Raw genomic sequence first — 15976 nt, forward strand, 5'->3', positions numbered from 1 at the left:
TGCTGGATGCTTATACTGGTCAAGCCCCACAGGTGGCTTGAAGTTCATTCCTATTTACGATGCACTTGTCATCAAGGCTCAGAAAAATTCACCACCACACATTGCGTTTGAAGAGATGCTGGAATCCGAGAGGCAACTTTCGGAATGGGTCCGCATCGAAAAAATCAAACCACTGAATCTGGCGTCGGAAAAATCCTCTGCTCCTCTTTTTGCCAAGAAGATCGAGCTGACCGAAATGGTCATTCAGAAAACGCCGGAAAGATTTGTTGCCTCGCAATCAGCACAGACTCCAGGAACCATCGACAGCGATCCTTCGCAGTGGATAAATGAACTTCCTGCTGCGCAAGCCAGACGCCTGCAGGTGGCCCAGCAAAAAAATGAAGTGTTGTCTCAGGATTGGAGCCAACCAACCTGGTCGGACATGGCTCGGGAAGTCCTGCAGAAGTCCGGGATCACAGCCGAAACAGGCGTAGCAAATTCGAAAGTGTATGTTGCGGGAATCGACTCGAAGGGGCGCGCCAAAACGTCAGTCCCCAAAGCAGATGTCTATGTAGCACCTAAGAACGATTCTACCGGGGAAGATCCGAACTTGCCTTCCTATGGATTGGTGGAAGAAAAGCCGGCTGGAATTCGGACCATCTCTGGGCCGTTGGAAATCACTGGCGGACTTGCAGTGACCAACGAGCACCATATCGAGATCCGTCGCAGTGACGAAGGTGTCCTGAAAGAACTGGGTCGTGTGAATCTGGTGCAGGGACAATATAATATTGAGGTCGAGGATGTGACCGGATCTATTGTCGCCAAGCTGGTGGATAAAGAAGGTAAGACTTTGGGTGAAGGCAGCTTCCGCCTGAACCGGGTTGCGTCCGTGGGACAGAATACTCTGCAGGGACCCAAGATCCGCATCCAACCGCATCCTGACTTTGCGGGTATTGTGACAAGCGCCTACAACCCGCGACCGGATGATGCAGCCCCGGCAAAAACACTTGTGACCTTTGTAAAAGGTGCTAAAGAAGTCGCCCCCAGAAAAGATGGAGCCGTGGCGATGGACAACGTCACCCGTGGTTCCACCACGGTGATGCGAGCCGCAGCCCCTTCTCACATGCAGACGGCGGCAATTGTAGTTTCCGGTTCGGAATTTAAGACTCCCCTTTATCCAAATACGATGATTCAGGCTTTGCAGGACATTCTTTCTCAGCAAAGGCAGATGTCATTTGATGGGGCTCCAACAGTCATTTGGGGTAAAGTGACTTTGGATGGCAAGACCCTGGCAGGTATCGAAGTGCAGGTGGAATCTGATCAAAGCTTGGTGCCGGTTTACTTCAATCAATTTATGCTTCCTGATCCAAGTCTGCAGGCCACCAGTGAAAACGGTCTGTTTGCTTTTGTCGATGCTTCCCCCGGATTCCATTCCCTTCTGGCGACTCGAGCGGATGTGATTCTCGGCTACCAGAACGTGGTTGTGGAAGAAGGCTCAGTTGCTCAGGGTGATATTGCCGCTACGATTAAAAATGAATCCGTGCCGTTAAGGGTTTACGATGCTTTCACAGGTGAACCTGTGACGGGTCTTGTGACTATGCAAAGTCTTTCTGAAGAACTGCAGGTTACAGGGGTCGCAACAGTCACACTGCCGAATCTGAAGCGTTACGGTCTGATGCGTGTTCAGCCCGAGGGTGCAGATTACGTGGCAGCTCGTTATGTCTATAACGACAACGATGAGTTCGTGCACGCTCCAGTTGTTCACTGGTCGTGGTTGAGTGCGATTAAGAACTATCTGAAGATTGATGATTTGCCATCAGCAGGCGTGATCGTAGGTTTTGTCCCGGATGAAAACTTCGAGGTGTATCTGGCCGCCTACGACAATATCAATCCACGTCAGATAGTGTACTTTGATATGCAAGGTCGCATTCTGCAGAATGGAAAAGGGATCGCTGGCGGCGGCTTTATTATCTACAACGTCCCTGAAGATATTCATGAAGTAGTTGTCGTTGGCGAGAGAACTCAGAAAATCTATTCGCGTGTTCTTCCTGTGGATCCGAACACGCTATCTGTTTTGAACTTCAGAGAATAACTATCGTGCGAAATCCCGCACAATCGCTTTAAAGACATCTCCGCGATCTTCAAAGGACTTAAAGGCATCAAGACTGGTGCCCCCAGGGCTTAACAATACTGTGTCGGCGGGTTTTACCTGCGACAGGATGAACTCCATGGCGTCTTGCATGCTGACGAAAGATTTTCCCGGCAAGGTTGACTTGGCTTGAGCCGTTTGACGGCATTCGCCGAAGAAAACAAACTCTGTGTTTTGCAGGGCCTCCAGCGGTTTTAGATCCTGCCAGGGAAGGTTCTTGTCGCGGCCACCAAGAAGAACCCATAGTTTGCCCGCGGACTGAAGAGTGTCATGAGCTGCGGTGACGGCAATCAGAACGCTGTCCATGGCCGTGGCTTTGCTGTCATTGATAAAGCGCACACCTTTGACAGTGCCGACGCTTTCAAGGCGATGGGCAAGCCCCTTGAACGCCTTCATGCCCGCAATGGCCGTCGCTGGCCATCCAGCGGCCAGCGCCAGTGAGCTTGCCAGCGCCAGGTTGTCCTGGTTGTGTTGTCCAATCAGTTCAGCCTGCTCCAGATGCAGGGCTTGTAAAGATGGATCCTGACGGGAAATGACCTGAATCTGCTGGGAAGAGCCATTCTTGTTGAAGTACTCCACAAGATCGCCACCTTCGCGATTCAATAAAAGCACATTTTTCGTCAAAGAAAGGATCTTCCACTTTGTCTGATAGTAGTGCTCTAGGTTTTCATATCGCTCAAGGTGGTTCGAAGTGAAGTACGTGATGGCGGAATAATCCAATTCCAGACCCTCGCAGTTTTCCAACTGATAGCTGGAAAGCTCAAGTATAATCCAGTCAGCACGAGGACGTTTTTTTTCCAGAACATCGGCGGCATAGTCGGCAAAGGGTGTCCCTAGATTGCCCCCCACAAAACCCGTTTTGGAAAAGGCATGCAAGCCAGCGCCCAGTATGGATACGGTGGTACTTTTGCCAACAGATCCCGTGATACCGATAAGTTTTTCGTTTTCCAGTGTGGCGCAGGCCAACGAAATTTCGCTGGTTATGGCAATACCTTTGGTGCGAGCTTCCTGTATCCATGGTGAAGCCAGCGGTACCCCGGGAGAAACCACCAAAGTGCGTGGTGCGCCTTGCGACATAAGAGCCTGTGGATCACGAAAGTGAGCAGACTCTAGTTTGCCGTCGAAAGTAAGAATGGTTTCTGGGGCATATCCCGCCAGAAGCAGCAGGCGTCGAGCGGCTTCACCACTTTTACCCATGCCGACAATTGCAATTGGAGTCTTCAGGTTCTTGATAAATTCTTTCATCTGCACGATCATAGATCGTGGGAGGCAGCTTTGCCCACTTTTTTTTCAAGACCCTTTCCTGATTTTAAAACAGCCTCGCATACGGCAATCATCAGTGATCTGCATTTGTGCGAAGCCGAACCGGTCAACCTGCGTTTTCCACTGTGGAAGAAGTTTAAGACACGTCAGTTTTTCTTTGACGATGTTTTTGAGTCTTTCCTAAAGCATTGCGAAGAACGGGCTCAAGGGGCTCCGGTGGAGCTGGTGCTGAATGGGGATATTTTCGACTTTGACAGTGTATTAAAGCTGCCTGATGAACCCGTGTTCCACATGAGCTGGCTGGAGAAGCATCGGGGACTTTTCCCGATCGAAGAGCGGTCCCGTTACAAAATTGAAGTCATTCTGCAAGATCACGCCGAGTGGGTTCGTGCTTTACGGGAATTTATTTTGCGTGGGAATCGGGCTGTGTTTGTTATTGGCAATCATGACCTCGAGTTGCATTTCACGGAAGTGCAGGCGGAAGTTTATAAGCACTTGGCTTTGCCAGAAGACAAAAAGATGCAGGTGCGTTTTGTGGAATGGTTCTACATCAGCAACCAGGACACCTTGATTGAGCATGGCAATCAATACGATCCGTATTGCATGTGTGAAGACCCGATCAATCCTTATGTTCGGGGTTATAACTTTGTGTCGCTCAAGCTCCCATTCGGAAATCTGGCCTGCCGTTATCTAATGAATGGTATGGGATTTTTTAACCCCCACGTGGACAGCAACTACATCATGTCGATTCCGGAGTATATTCGCTTCTTCCTAAAGTATATGTTGCGGGCTCAACCCGGGCTGGTGTTGACGTGGTTCTGGGGTTCGGTGGTGACTTTGCTGCATTCGTTCTTTGATCGCCTGGCGGCCCCGATACGTAATCCGCTGAAGATCGAAGATCGAGTGGCCTTCATTGCTGAAAAAGCAAATGCAGAGCCGCGGATGGTTCGCGAACTGAAAGAACTCTTTGTGGCCCCGGCTGCCAGCAATCCCTTTTTATTGGCAAGAGAGCTGTGGCTGGATCGTGCGTTTATTATTTTTGTCGCGTTCTATCTGATCTTTCAGCTGATGGTGGTTGTTCGCTCAATCTATGAAATCTCCTTCTTCTGGGCTTTCATTCCGTTGTTTCTGCTTCTGCCATTCTTCTTGTTTTATAGTAAGTCAGTTACATCTTTGGTGTCTGGGTACAAAGAGCCCGACGACCGTGTGCTGGCAATGACCAGTGCAATCACCAAGGTGAATCGAATAGTTTATGGACACACACACCACACCCGGCATGAGATCATCGGTTCGGTCGAACACTTAAATAGTGGCTGCTGGTCCCCCGCATTCCTGGATGTTGAATGTACAAAGCCATTGGATCAAAAAACTTTTGTATGGATATCCCCAGGTGAAAGTGGGACAAGGCAGGCAGAGCTTTTCAAGTTCGTCGATGGAAAGTCAGAGCTCTTATTGAACCCGGGCCGCTCTGTAAATTAGTGCGGCGCAAGAAGATTTCATATTGTCAATCCCAGGACCCTATGCAAACCTTTTATTGTTCGTTTAAACATGGATGGAGAGGTATATCATGGCAGAAGTACTTGTAGTTACAAGCAAAGTAAAAAAACTTATCAAAGAAAAAGGTCAAATGAACACATCTGCTGAGACTATCGACGTACTCAGTAAGGCAATTGAGCAACTTTGCCTAAAAGGTGTTGAAAGCGCAAAAGCTGACGGTCGTAAGACTGTTATGGCGCGTGACATCGTTATTGACCACCTTTAATTCGGTCAAAAGCCTTTGCAAGGCGCTTATAAAACCCACGGCTTGTAACCGTGGGTTTTTGTTTTTTGGTGCTTAGATCATTTTCTGCAAGTCGTCCCAAGAGATGATTTTTACGCCCAGAGTTTGAGCTTTTTCAACTTTAGAGCCGGGATCATCACCCACCACCAAGTAGTTCAGCTTAGAGGAAACAGAGCTGAGAATCTTTCCGCCATTCTTTTCAATCAGGTCTTTGGCATCATCCCGCTTCACGGGCAACGTTCCAGTGATCAGGAAGCTCATTCCGGACAAAGCCCCCTCTTGAGAGCGCAGGGGTTCTGCGATCTTCACTCCCAACTTGATCATGGCATGGACATCATCCACCAAACGTTGATTGGAGGTCCAATCACGAATGGACTTTGCCACTTTAGGGCCGATCTCTGGCACCAGAAGCAGCTCTTCCTCACTGGCGCCAAGGAACTTTTCAATAGTCAGGAAGTGATCGGCCAGATGTTTTCCGGTCTGCTCTCCGACGAAACGAATTCCCAGGGCAAAGATGAATCGTGCCAGTGTTGGATGTTTGCTGGCTTCGATGGATTTGATGATGTTCTCTGCGGACTTATCGCCCTGGCGATCCAAAGACAGGATGTTTTCTTTGGACAGGCGATAGAAGTCTGAAAAGCTGGAAAGCAGTTTATTATCGACCAGAGTCTCAATCAAACGGTCACCGACTTTGTCGATATTCATCGCACGTCGAGCCACAAAGTGTTTCAGTGATTCTTTGACCATGGCGATACAAAGTGGATTCACACAGCGGGTAACGACCTCACCCTCGGCCTTCACCGCCTTGGAGCCGCAGGCAGGACAATTTTCAGGAATCAAGAACAGCGTGCTTCCCTTGGGGCGTTTGTCCTTCACAACCTCGACAACTTCAGGGATGACATCCCCGGCACGTTGGATAACCACCGTGTCCCCGATGTGAATATCTTTACGGGTGATCTCGTCTTGATTGTGTAAGGTGGCGTTGGTGATGGTGACGCCGCCGACTTTGACGGGCTTCATGATCGCCACGGGGGTCAGCGCCCCTGTGCGACCAACTTGCACCACGATATTTTCAATGGTCGTCAAAGCCTGTTCAGGTTTAAACTTGGCGGCCGTGGCCCATCGAGGGCTGCGTGCGACAAGTCCCAAGTCCTCTTGCAATCTCAGAGAGTTGACCTTGATAACGACGCCATCGATATCAAAAGGCAGAGTGGGCCGAACCTTCTCGATGTGGTGATAGTACTCGACCACCTCTTCAGGTCCTTTTGCAACCCGCAGAAGGTCTTCCTTGTATTTCAGAGTTGTCGGTATGCCGTGTGCAGCGAAGTACTCTTGGATCTCTTTTTGTGTTTCAAAAGCAACCCCATCGGTGGCTCCCAGGGCATATCCAAAGAACCGCAAAGGACGGGAGGCTGCAATTTTTGAGTCCAATTGACGAACTGTTCCCGCGGCGGCGTTGCGAGGATTGGCAAACGTCTGCTGGCCATTCTCCTGCTGCATTTCATTGAGCTTGGCAAAGTCCTGCTTGAACATCAGAACCTCTCCGCGAACCTCAAAAAGAGCCGGCGGATCTTTATGACGTAATTTTAATGGAATACTTTTGATGGTTTTGATGTTCTGGGTGACGTCTTCGCCCACGGAACCATCACCGCGTGTGATCGCCCTGACGAAGTGACCATTTTCATAGATCAGCTCCATGGACAGTCCATCGAATTTCAGTTCGCAGAGGTATTCTATGGGCTCGTCGGTATTGAGAAATTTTTTTATGCGTTCATCAAAATCAAAGATGTCCTCGGGGGAATAACTATTCGCCAAAGAAAGCATGGGCAGACGATGCGGGGCTTTTTCAAACCCCTCTAAAATGCTTCCACCCACTCGTTGAGAGGGAGAATCCGCCAGGTCCAGACCTTTCTCTGTTTTCTCAAGCTCTAACAGCTCGGAAAAGAGTTTGTCGTATTCAAAATCCGTAATGGTGGGCTTATCAAGAACATGATAGCTATGGTCGTGTTCGGAGATGATCTTCTTAAGCTCTTCGTGGCGTTTCTTGGACATGCCCTCTTTGTACCATGATTGAAGGTCCAGTCACCAAGAAATTGCACGTCCCAAGAGTGACGTGTGTTGCCGTTTAAGATAGCTTGTATGTGCCATCTCAAGGAGTTTTTCAAATGATCGATAAAGAAACCATTGAGCATATTGCCAAACTGGCCCGACTTCATGTGACTGAACAGGAGGCGCTGGAATACAGCACCCAGCTGGCGAAAGCCCTAGGGCATTTTGAAAAGATATCCAAGGTCAACACGGCCGGTGTTGAGCCCCTGATTACACCCACAGAAATTGAATCCTATTGGCGGGAAGACGTCGTAAAACAGGACTTCTCTGCTGAAGAGATGACAAACAACGCGCCAGCAAAATCAGGAAACCTTTTCCAGGTGCCACCGGTAGTTTAAGGAACGTTATGGATTTAACTTTTGCCACCCTGTCCGAAATTGCCGAGGCTGTGAAGAGCAAACAGATCAGCGCCAAAGAAGTCACAACGCACTTTCAAAGTCGCATCGATTCGCTGAATGGAAAACTCAACGCCTTCACCTCGCTGAATGAAAATGCATTGAAAGAAGCCGAACTTCTTGATGCGCGCATCGCCAAAGGTGAAGATGCGGGCGTTCTTGCGGGAGTTCCTTTTGGTATCAAAGAAATGTTTTGCACCAAAGGACTTAAGACGACAGCGGGTTCTAAGATGCTGGAAAACTTTGTGCCGCCATATGATGCCACGGCGGTGGCTCGGTTAAAAACTGCTGGTGCCGTTGTTCTGGGAAAATTGAATCAGGATGAGTTTGCCATGGGGTCCTCCAATGAAACGTCTTTTCATGGAGCTGTCAGAAATCCATGGGATCTGGAAAGAGTTCCAGGAGGATCATCGGGTGGTTCTGCGGCGGCACAGGCGGCGCGCTTAGTGGCGGGCACACTAGGCACAGACACCGGCGGATCGATTCGCCAACCCGCCAGCTTCTGCGGCATTGTGGGTGTGAAGCCCACTTATGGCCGTGTCAGTCGTTATGGCATCATCGCCTATGCGTCTTCATTGGATCAGGCCGGCCCCATGGTCAGCACGGTCAAGGATGCGGCCCTGACTCTTGAAGTGATTTCAGGTTTTGATGCGCAGGATGGCACCACTTCTCAGAAAGCCGTACCCGCCTGGAGTCACAACCTCAATGCCAATATGAAGGGCTTAAAGGTCGGGCTGGTCAAAGAATATTTATCCGCCCAGGGTCTGGACTCTGATGTGCAAAAAACTGTGGAAAATGCCGTCACTGAGCTTAAAAAACTCGGCGCTGAAATTGTTGAAGTGTCTTTGCCGCTGGCCGAGTATGCGGTCCCAGTCTACTATCTGGTCGCAGCCAGTGAAGCGTCTTCGAATCTGTCCCGATATGACGGGGTCAAGTACGGATTCAGAGCCGAATTTAAAAATCTGTCGTCAGTTGATCTGGCAGAGTTTTACAGCCAAACACGCGGGCAGGGTTTCGGCGCCGAAGTAAAGCGTCGAATTATGCTGGGGACCTACTGTCTGTCCAGTGGTTACTATGATGCTTATTACACCAAGGCGGGTCAGGTTCGCCGTTTGTTACTGGAAGAATATCAGTCTGCCTTCAAACAATGTGATGTGATTCTAAGTCCGGTCACCACGGCGCCGGCATTTAAGCTGGGCGAGCGCATTTCGGACCCTTTGACGATGTATTTGAATGACATCTTTACCACCTCCACAAATTTGGCGGGACTTCCGGGGATGAGTGTTCCCTTTGGAATGTCCAAAGAGGGGCTGCCGATCGGTGTGCAACTGACGGCGGCGCATTTCGAGGAGCAAAAGATGCTGAATGTGGCTTATGCTTTAGAAGGCGTTTCGTCGGTGAAAGGTAAAAATCCCCATGTCATATAGAGGTTATGAAGCCGTCATAGGCATAGAGATTCACGTTCAGCTCAGCACAAAAACAAAAATGTTCTGTGGTGACTCCACTTCTTTTGAGGCTGGGGATAATGAAAATACCTCTCCCGTCAGTGTGGGAATGCCGGGAACTTTGCCTGTTGTTAATTCCAAGGCGATTGAGTACTCCATAAAAACGGGTTTGGCTTTGGGCTGTGACATCAGAAGAAAATCTGTTTTTGCCCGTAAGAACTATTTCTATCCGGACTTACCCAAAGGATATCAGATCTCTCAATATGATCTGCCGCTCTGTGAAAATGGTTCTGTGACATTCACAGTTGATGGGAAGGAAAAAACCGTTTCCATCACGCGTGCGCACATGGAAGAAGATGCGGGCAAATCCACACACTTTGGTGAATACACACTGATCAATTACAACCGCTCGGGCATTCCTTTGTTGGAGGTGGTTTCCGGGCCTGATATCAGATCACCGGCGGAAGCCGCCGAATACGCACGCACCATTCGCCAGATTGTTCGCTATCTGGATGTCTGCGACGGAAATCTTGAGGAAGGATCGTTGCGCTGTGACTGCAACGTTTCCGTACGCAAGATCGGCGATCCGCAGCTTGGGACTCGTGTCGAGATTAAGAATATCAACTCGTTCCGCTTCGTTGAAAAAGCCATCGAATATGAAATCGAAAGGCAGATTGATGAGGTTGAACGCGGGGAAAAGATCGTGCAGGAGACCCGCCTGTGGGACCCGGATAAGAACCGGACGTTCTCGATGCGCAGTAAAGAGGATGCTCAAGACTATCGATATTTTGCAGATCCGGATCTGCTGCCAATCATCGTGACAGACGGCATGATTGAAAAATTCCGCCAGGAGCTTCCCGAGTTGCCAATTGCAAGGGCCCAAAGATTTGCAACGGAACATGCCCTGCCGGCCTACGACGCCTCGGTTCTGACCATGGAAAAAGATGTGGCGGACTATTATGAAGAAACCGCCAGGGAAGCGAAGAACTTTAAAGCTTCGTCAAATTGGATTATGACGGAGCTGATGCGTGAGCTCAACAGCGCAGGGAAAAATATCAAGGACTCCCCGATCAAGCCAGCCCAGTTGGGGCGCATGATTGCGTTGATTGATAAAGGAACTATCTCTGGAAAGATAGCCAAGACTGTCTTTCAGGAAATGTGGGATACCGGCAAAGACCCTGAAGTTGTGATTAAAGAAAAAGGTCTGGTGCAGATTTCTGATCCGGCGGCCATTGAAAAAATTGTCGATGAAGTTCTGGCAGCCAACCCTCAGGTGGTTGAGGACCACCGTTCGGGCAAAAAGAAGAATCTTTTTGGTTTCTTCGTGGGGGCCGTTATGAAGGCTTCCAAGGGGCAGGCAAATCCGGATATGGTTAATAAGATTCTGCAGGAAAAGTTAAAGTAGATAGGAAAAGGAATGAAGAAGGTTGCTGCTCTTGATCTGGGAACGAACACATTTTTGTGTCTGATTGCTGATGGTGATGAAAACGGTATTCGCAAAGTGCATCGGGATCTTGTTCAGGTGGTGCGGTTAGGTCAAGGTGTTGGTCAAACGGGCGAGTTTCATCCTGATGCCTTGGCAAGGGCGCGAAAGTGTCTGACGGAATTCAAGAAGGAAATTGACACTGAAAGTGTTGATCAGGTTCTGGCGATGGCGACATCAGCCGCACGTGATGCGCGCAACGGTCAGGAGCTCTTCCGTATTGGTGAAGAGCTGGGCATTCCGATTGAGATCATCCCCGGCGAAGATGAAGCCCGTATCACCTATCAAGGGGCCACCGCAGGCGCCAAAAATCCTCAACTGACATCTTTGGTGGTGGACGTGGGGGGCGGCTCAACAGAACTGATTGTGGGCAAGGCCTCGGACATTCTTTTCGGGGAAAGCCTAGATATCGGTGGCGTGCGACTGACAGAGAAGTTTATCAGCGCTCAACCAGTGAAGGAAGACGATCGCCGTCGCCTGGAAGCATATATTCAGGAACAGCTGAAGACAGTTCTTCCCGAGCTGGAAAAGCACAACATTGATCAAATTATTGCTGTGGCCGGAACTCCGACATCTCTGGTGGCTATTGAGGTGGGCGGTTTTGACGAGGCCAAAGTGGATGGATACTTCTTAAAGAAAGATCGTCTGCATCACTGGGTGGAAGAGTTTGCCCGTACCACAGTCGAAGAAAAAAAGACCAAGTATCAACTCGGTGGACGAGCTGATATTATTTTTGCGGGGGCTTCCATCTTACTGGCTGTCGTCGAGGCCCTGGGCCTGGACGGGATGATGGTATCTACCAAAGGAGTTCGTTATGGCGTGGCGCTTGAAATGCTTAGGTCTCGTTAATTTTTTTGCGAAGGTCAGTCTGCTTGTTGTCCTTATAGTGCCATCAGCTTTTGCCAAGGATTTTTCCAAAAAGAAAATCTCTTTGGGTGGCAAGACCTTTGTCGTAGAGGTGGCGGAGACACCGGATCAACACGAACGCGGTTTGATGTTCAGGACTAAAATGGGGGAAGATGAAGGCATGCTCTTCCTCTTTAAGAACTCTGAGACACGTTTTTTCTGGATGAAGAACACCCTGATTGATTTGTCTATTGGCTACTTCGATGCAGAAATGAAACTGATAGATATCAAAGAGATGAAATCCGGCAAAGGTGTCCCGGACTCGGCTCTGCCTTCTTATGCCAGCGCACAACCAGCAAAGTACGCACTTGAAATGAACGCAGGTTGGTTCGATAAGAATAAGATAAAGCTGGGAACGAAACTGAAAATTCACTAGATCGAAAGTCCAGTGAATTTCTTAGTATTTGCAAGCCTTCGATCTTGTGCATTAGATTGTTAATAACGCTTAACTGAAACAGTATGTTTCGTGGCATCAATCAAGGATGAATACATGATGAAAAAACTCGTTGTCTTACTAGCGTGCCTCGGTCTGGCATTCCAAGTAACAAGCTGTACGTCTAAGGATAGCCAAGCAGACTCTGAAGTAGCTGCTGATTTTGACTCTGCTGACCTTGAGAAGCTGGAAGGTGATGAGGCTCTTGAGGTCGCGGGCGATGATTCCCTGGCCAGTGATCAACTTCCTGAAGACGCTCTGGGTGAAACAACCACCACGACGGAAACCACGACCACAACAACTGAAACTACGGTTGCCGACAGTGAGGCGACAACGGAACAAACAGATGTCGCTACAACGACAGAAACTCTTCCGGCAGATCCTTTCGCGGAATCAACCACAACAACAGCCACAACTCCAGAACCTGTTGAAACTTCCACATCTGTAGCACAGTCTGAAACATCCAGTTCAGTGTTTGAAAGCTCCTCAGTCAGTGACTCCTCCACAACTGTTGTTGATTCAGCCCCTTCGGAAGCTCCGAAAAAAGCCAACGTTCCTTTGCAGAAAGTCGCAACGACGCCATGGAAAGCCGGCGGCACTTGGTTTAATACAGTTTACTTTGCCCGTCCTGGCGACACGCTTAAGAGCATCAGCCAGATGATCTACGGCACGGATAAAAGAGCTGAGTTGAAAAAAGGAAATCCAACTTATCATTCACGTGATGTGCGTCCTGGAGACAAAGTTTATTACAACTCCCCACACCGTCCGGATGATTCGGCCCGTATGATCACTTACTATGAAGACAACGGTCTGGCTCCTGAAACATATGTGGCAAAAGCTGGCGACAATATCAGAAAAATTTCCAAGACTCTTCTGGGTTATGATAATGCGTGGAAAGAAGTTTGGGCTTCCAACTCTGTGGATTCCAAAGGTGAGATAGCAGAGGGAACAGAACTTCGTTACTGGAGAGGTGGCGCAGTGGCTGCAGCTCCCGCTCCTCAACAGCATCAGGAAGTAGCGGCTGCGATGCCAGAGCAGGCTCCGCCTGCAATGCAGGAAGAGATTCCAGCTCCGCCAATGCCTGAAGATCCAATGGCTCAACAGGCGCAGATGGACATCCCACCTCCACCTCCAATGGATCAGGCTGGCGAAATGGCTCCTCCGCCTCCGCCACCGGATATGGCTCAGGAAATGGCGCCACCACCACCACCACCACCACCGGTTGAAGCCATCAATCCTCCGGCGCCGCAAGTGGCTGAAGAGGCTCCAACGGGTATGGATAATGACACAACAATGGCTTTGGCTGTTGTGGGTCTGGCGGCGGCAGGTTTGGCTGTGCTGATCGTGATGAGAAAGAAAAGAAAACAAAAAGAGCTTGAACAACAAGCTATGGACAACACTCACGTCGGAACTTAATCCGGGGTCGGTGGAAAATAAAAAAGAGCGAGTTCATACTCGCTCTTTTTTTGTTTTTGTATCTGTGACTCTGTGATCAGCCGACTTTTTTGAAGATAGTATCCATCACGGAACGACGGTCGTTGCGTGAGTTCTCCACGAAATAGATCAGGTCGTCCACAATCTGAACATCGCGGTTATTGACCGGCATAAACTTTACGCCGACCCCCACGGAGTTGGTCCAGATGACATTGGCCGCGATTTTTCTTTCACGACCGGCCACGACGATGACCAGGTTTAATTTTTCATTGGCGCGAACTTCTCCGCCCTCAAACTCCAAAAAGGCTCCAGTGATGCTGATATTCTTAAGCGTGCCTTTAGTTTCTTCGCGCGCGTAATTACGCTTGAAAGAGACCTCTAGGTTAAGAGGGGTTCTTGGTGCCCGAACTTTATAAGTGTCCTCCACGTTAGACTCCTTGTGCTTAAATCTTGGATACTATCCTTTCGGTATTACAAACCAAAAATTAATAGCCCAAGAACCCCATTTTTTAAAAATAAGGTTAATTTTTTGAAAACTGGACGTCTCAGGCTCATATTTAAACACCTGAAATAGCTTCATTTTTATAAAACTGAAAAATCGTCTAAGCTTAAGACATCATGAATATATTCCTGTTTTCTGGGGCCTTCGTTTCAGTTTGAAACAGGTTTTCCGGTTGACAAGCAGGGGGCGCCTCTAGGACAGTGTGTTCATAACGTAAGCACAAATCCAATCGGATCTGCTCCCATTTAATTATCGCTCTTTTTTCTGATTAAAATCCTACAAGGAGAATTTGTTTGTCTGAACCTAAAGATCAACAAGGCGTTGAGGTGGTAAAAAAACGTACTCGTACAACAAAGAGTGCGTCTGAAGACACCTCGATTCCGACTCCTGCAGAGGCATCTCCAGCCCCTGCAGTTGAAGCGGCACCGGCCGCCCCAGCCACTTCTGCCACCACACCACCTCCTGCAGCTGCTCAACAAGCTGCCGCTCCAGAAGCGCGCCAAGACAGACCCCAGCAAAACAATCAACGCCGTGAATTCCGCCCACACAATCGTGACAACCGTGATCGTAATGATCGTGGTGATCGCAACGACCGTGGGGACAGGGGTGATCGCGGGGGTCATCGTCATGACCGTAACGCCAATCAACGCCGCGACTTCAGAGGCGATCGCAATCGCGACGAAGGCCAACCAATGGCTGACGACGCTCACTCCACACAATCGGCACAAACGCAGGATGTGGATTTGGCCGACATCTCTTTGACCGATGAGGAAAAGAGCTGGTTGTCCTCCAAGGACTTGAAATCAAAAAACATCACGCAGCTGACAGAGCTTGCAAATAAACTGAAAATCGAAAACGCTGCCGGTCTTCGCCGTCAGGATATGATCTTCGAAATTCTGAAACGTGCCGCGAAACTGGGTCAGGACATTTATGGTTCTGGCGTTCTGGAAATCCTTCCAGACGGTTATGGCTTCTTGCGTTCTCCGGATTACAACTATCTTCCGGGTCCGGATGATATCTACGTTTCTCCGTCCCAGATCCGTCGTTTCGGCCTAAGAACCGGTGACACGGTGACAGGAACTGTCCGTCCACCCAAAGATGGCGAACGTTACTTTGCACTATTGAAAGTGGACTCTTTGAACTTCGAGACCACTGAAAACGGCAAGGACAAAATCCTTTTCGACAACTTAACACCGCTTTATCCAAACGAGCGTCTGAAACTGGAACACAGCCCTGGTGAATACACCACGCGTGTTGTGGATTTGATGGCTCCGCTGGGTAAAGGTCAGCGTGCTTTGATCGTGGCGCCGCCAAGAACTGGTAAGACAGTTCTGATGCAGCAAATTGCCAATGCGATCACACACAATCATCCGGAAGTAAAATTGATCGTTCTTCTGATCGATGAACGTCCGGAAGAGGTGACTGATATGCAACGTACTGTAAAAGGTGAAGTTGTATCGTCCACGTTCGATGAGCCACCAACTCGTCACGTTCAGGTTGCAGAGATGGTTATTGAAAAAGCAAAACGTCTGGTTGAGCACAAACACGACGTGGTGATCCTGCTGGATTCCATCACTCGTCTGGCGCGTGCATACAACACCGTTGTTCCTCCATCTGGAAAAATCTTGTCTGGTGGTGTGGATTCCAACGCCCTTCATAAACCAAAACGTTTCTTCGGTGCGGCTCGTAACATCGAAGAAGGCGGATCTTTGACGATCATCGCCACAGCCTTGATCGATACGGGTTCCCGTATGGATGAGGTTATCTTCGAGGAGTTTAAAGGTACTGGTAACGCCGAGATCCACTTGGATCGCAAGCTGATGGAAAAACGTATCTTCCCGTGCATGGACATCAATAAGTCCGGCACTCGTAAGGAAGATTTGTTGGTTGATAAAGCTGATCTGAATCGTCTGTGGATCCTGAGAAAAGTATTGGCACCTATGAACGTTGTCGATGCGATGGAATTCCTGATCGACAAAGTGGAAGGCACAAAAACCAATACGGACTTCTTGAAAGCCATGTCCGGACCAGGCTAAGCATTGCTTAGCCCTGGAAATTAGAGATTGGCAAATTGAAGAAAAAAGGGAGTCGCAAGACT

13 protein-coding genes are annotated in these 15976 nt (G+C 49.2%); 10 read left to right on the forward strand and 3 right to left on the reverse strand.

What is annotated here, in order from left to right:
- The first annotated feature begins 37 nt into the window (after positions 1-37).
- Positions 38-2071, forward strand: coding sequence for a hypothetical protein (locus tag ACZ5ZV_RS00235; protein WP_464119214.1), 2034 nt, complete (start codon positions 38-40; stop codon positions 2069-2071).
- On the opposite strand, the gene murD is transcribed toward ACZ5ZV_RS00235, so the two are convergent.
- The gene (gene murD, locus ACZ5ZV_RS00240) at positions 2072-3373 is read right to left on the reverse strand and encodes a UDP-N-acetylmuramoyl-L-alanine--D-glutamate ligase (RefSeq protein ID WP_464119215.1); all 1302 of its coding nucleotides are present in this window, start codon (positions 3371-3373) and stop codon (positions 2072-2074) included. It lies immediately after the preceding gene.
- A gap of 30 nt (positions 3374-3403) precedes the next feature.
- On the opposite strand from murD, the gene ACZ5ZV_RS00245 reads away from it, so the two are divergent.
- On the forward strand, positions 3404-4870 hold the full coding sequence (locus ACZ5ZV_RS00245; protein WP_464119216.1) for a metallophosphoesterase: 1467 nt from the start codon (positions 3404-3406) through the stop codon (positions 4868-4870).
- A gap of 88 nt (positions 4871-4958) precedes the next feature.
- Entirely contained in the window at positions 4959-5153 is a 195-nt protein-coding gene (locus tag ACZ5ZV_RS00250; RefSeq protein WP_011162677.1) for a histone-like protein, read from the forward strand.
- Between the two features lie 72 nt (positions 5154-5225).
- Here ACZ5ZV_RS00250 and ligA read toward each other — a convergent pair whose 3' ends face one another.
- A complete protein-coding gene (gene ligA / locus ACZ5ZV_RS00255; RefSeq protein ID WP_464119217.1) occupies positions 5226-7223 on the reverse strand; it encodes an NAD-dependent DNA ligase LigA in 1998 nt (665 codons plus the stop codon).
- A 113-nt stretch (positions 7224-7336) separates the two neighbouring features.
- On the opposite strand from ligA, the gene gatC reads away from it, so the two are divergent.
- From gatC to ACZ5ZV_RS00285, 6 genes are all read left to right on the forward strand, one after another.
- Positions 7337-7618: an Asp-tRNA(Asn)/Glu-tRNA(Gln) amidotransferase subunit GatC gene (gene gatC / locus ACZ5ZV_RS00260; RefSeq protein WP_464119218.1), complete on the forward strand. Its 282-nt coding sequence runs from the start codon at positions 7337-7339 to the stop codon at positions 7616-7618.
- Between the two features lie 8 nt (positions 7619-7626).
- On the forward strand, positions 7627-9102 hold the full coding sequence (gene gatA, locus ACZ5ZV_RS00265; RefSeq protein ID WP_464119219.1) for an Asp-tRNA(Asn)/Glu-tRNA(Gln) amidotransferase subunit GatA: 1476 nt from the start codon (positions 7627-7629) through the stop codon (positions 9100-9102).
- Positions 9092-10525 carry an Asp-tRNA(Asn)/Glu-tRNA(Gln) amidotransferase subunit GatB gene (gene gatB / locus ACZ5ZV_RS00270; protein WP_464119220.1) on the forward strand — a complete coding sequence of 478 codons (1434 nt, stop codon included), beginning with the start codon at positions 9092-9094 and terminating at the stop codon, positions 10523-10525. Before gatA ends, gatB begins: the two co-directional genes overlap by 11 nt.
- A 12-nt stretch (positions 10526-10537) precedes the next feature.
- Positions 10538-11452 (forward strand): Ppx/GppA phosphatase family protein, encoded by a 915-nt coding sequence (locus ACZ5ZV_RS00275; RefSeq protein WP_464119221.1) that lies wholly within the window; start codon positions 10538-10540, stop codon positions 11450-11452.
- Positions 11418-11885 carry a DUF192 domain-containing protein gene (locus ACZ5ZV_RS00280; RefSeq protein ID WP_464119222.1) on the forward strand — a complete coding sequence of 156 codons (468 nt, stop codon included), beginning with the start codon at positions 11418-11420 and terminating at the stop codon, positions 11883-11885. Before ACZ5ZV_RS00275 ends, ACZ5ZV_RS00280 begins: the two co-directional genes overlap by 35 nt.
- Before the next feature lie 114 nt (positions 11886-11999).
- Positions 12000-13358 carry an LPXTG cell wall anchor domain-containing protein gene (locus tag ACZ5ZV_RS00285; RefSeq protein WP_464119223.1) on the forward strand — a complete coding sequence of 453 codons (1359 nt, stop codon included), beginning with the start codon at positions 12000-12002 and terminating at the stop codon, positions 13356-13358.
- Positions 13359-13434: 76 nt separating this feature from the next.
- Here the strand turns inward: ACZ5ZV_RS00285 and ACZ5ZV_RS00290 are convergent, their stop codons facing one another.
- A complete protein-coding gene (locus ACZ5ZV_RS00290) occupies positions 13435-13803 on the reverse strand; it encodes a PilZ domain-containing protein (protein WP_464119224.1) in 369 nt (122 codons plus the stop codon).
- A gap of 368 nt (positions 13804-14171) precedes the next feature.
- Between ACZ5ZV_RS00290 and rho the strand changes: the two genes are divergently transcribed.
- On the forward strand, positions 14172-15914 hold the full coding sequence (gene rho, locus ACZ5ZV_RS00295) for a transcription termination factor Rho (RefSeq protein WP_464119225.1): 1743 nt from the start codon (positions 14172-14174) through the stop codon (positions 15912-15914).
- Positions 15915-15976 lie beyond the last annotated feature (62 nt).

It is taken from the genome of Bdellovibrio sp. HAGR004 (genome assembly GCF_055397015.1).

Coding starts and splice junctions, on each gene's coding strand:
- gatA (WP_464119219.1), top strand. CDS start 7,627: ATGGATTTAACTTTTGCCACCCTGTCCGAAATTGCCGAGGCTGTGAAG.
- gatB (WP_464119220.1), top strand. CDS start 9,092: ATGTCATATAGAGGTTATGAAGCCGTCATAGGCATAGAGATTCACGTT.
- murD (WP_464119215.1), bottom strand. CDS start 3,373: ATGAAAGAATTTATCAAGAACCTGAAGACTCCAATTGCAATTGTCGGC.
- gatC (WP_464119218.1), top strand. CDS start 7,337: ATGATCGATAAAGAAACCATTGAGCATATTGCCAAACTGGCCCGACTT.
- ACZ5ZV_RS00280 (WP_464119222.1), top strand. CDS start 11,418: ATGGCGTGGCGCTTGAAATGCTTAGGTCTCGTTAATTTTTTTGCGAAG.
- ligA (WP_464119217.1), bottom strand. CDS start 7,223: ATGTCCAAGAAACGCCACGAAGAGCTTAAGAAGATCATCTCCGAACAC.
- ACZ5ZV_RS00250 (WP_011162677.1), top strand. CDS start 4,959: ATGGCAGAAGTACTTGTAGTTACAAGCAAAGTAAAAAAACTTATCAAA.
- ACZ5ZV_RS00285 (WP_464119223.1), top strand. CDS start 12,000: ATGATGAAAAAACTCGTTGTCTTACTAGCGTGCCTCGGTCTGGCATTC.
- ACZ5ZV_RS00275 (WP_464119221.1), top strand. CDS start 10,538: ATGAAGAAGGTTGCTGCTCTTGATCTGGGAACGAACACATTTTTGTGT.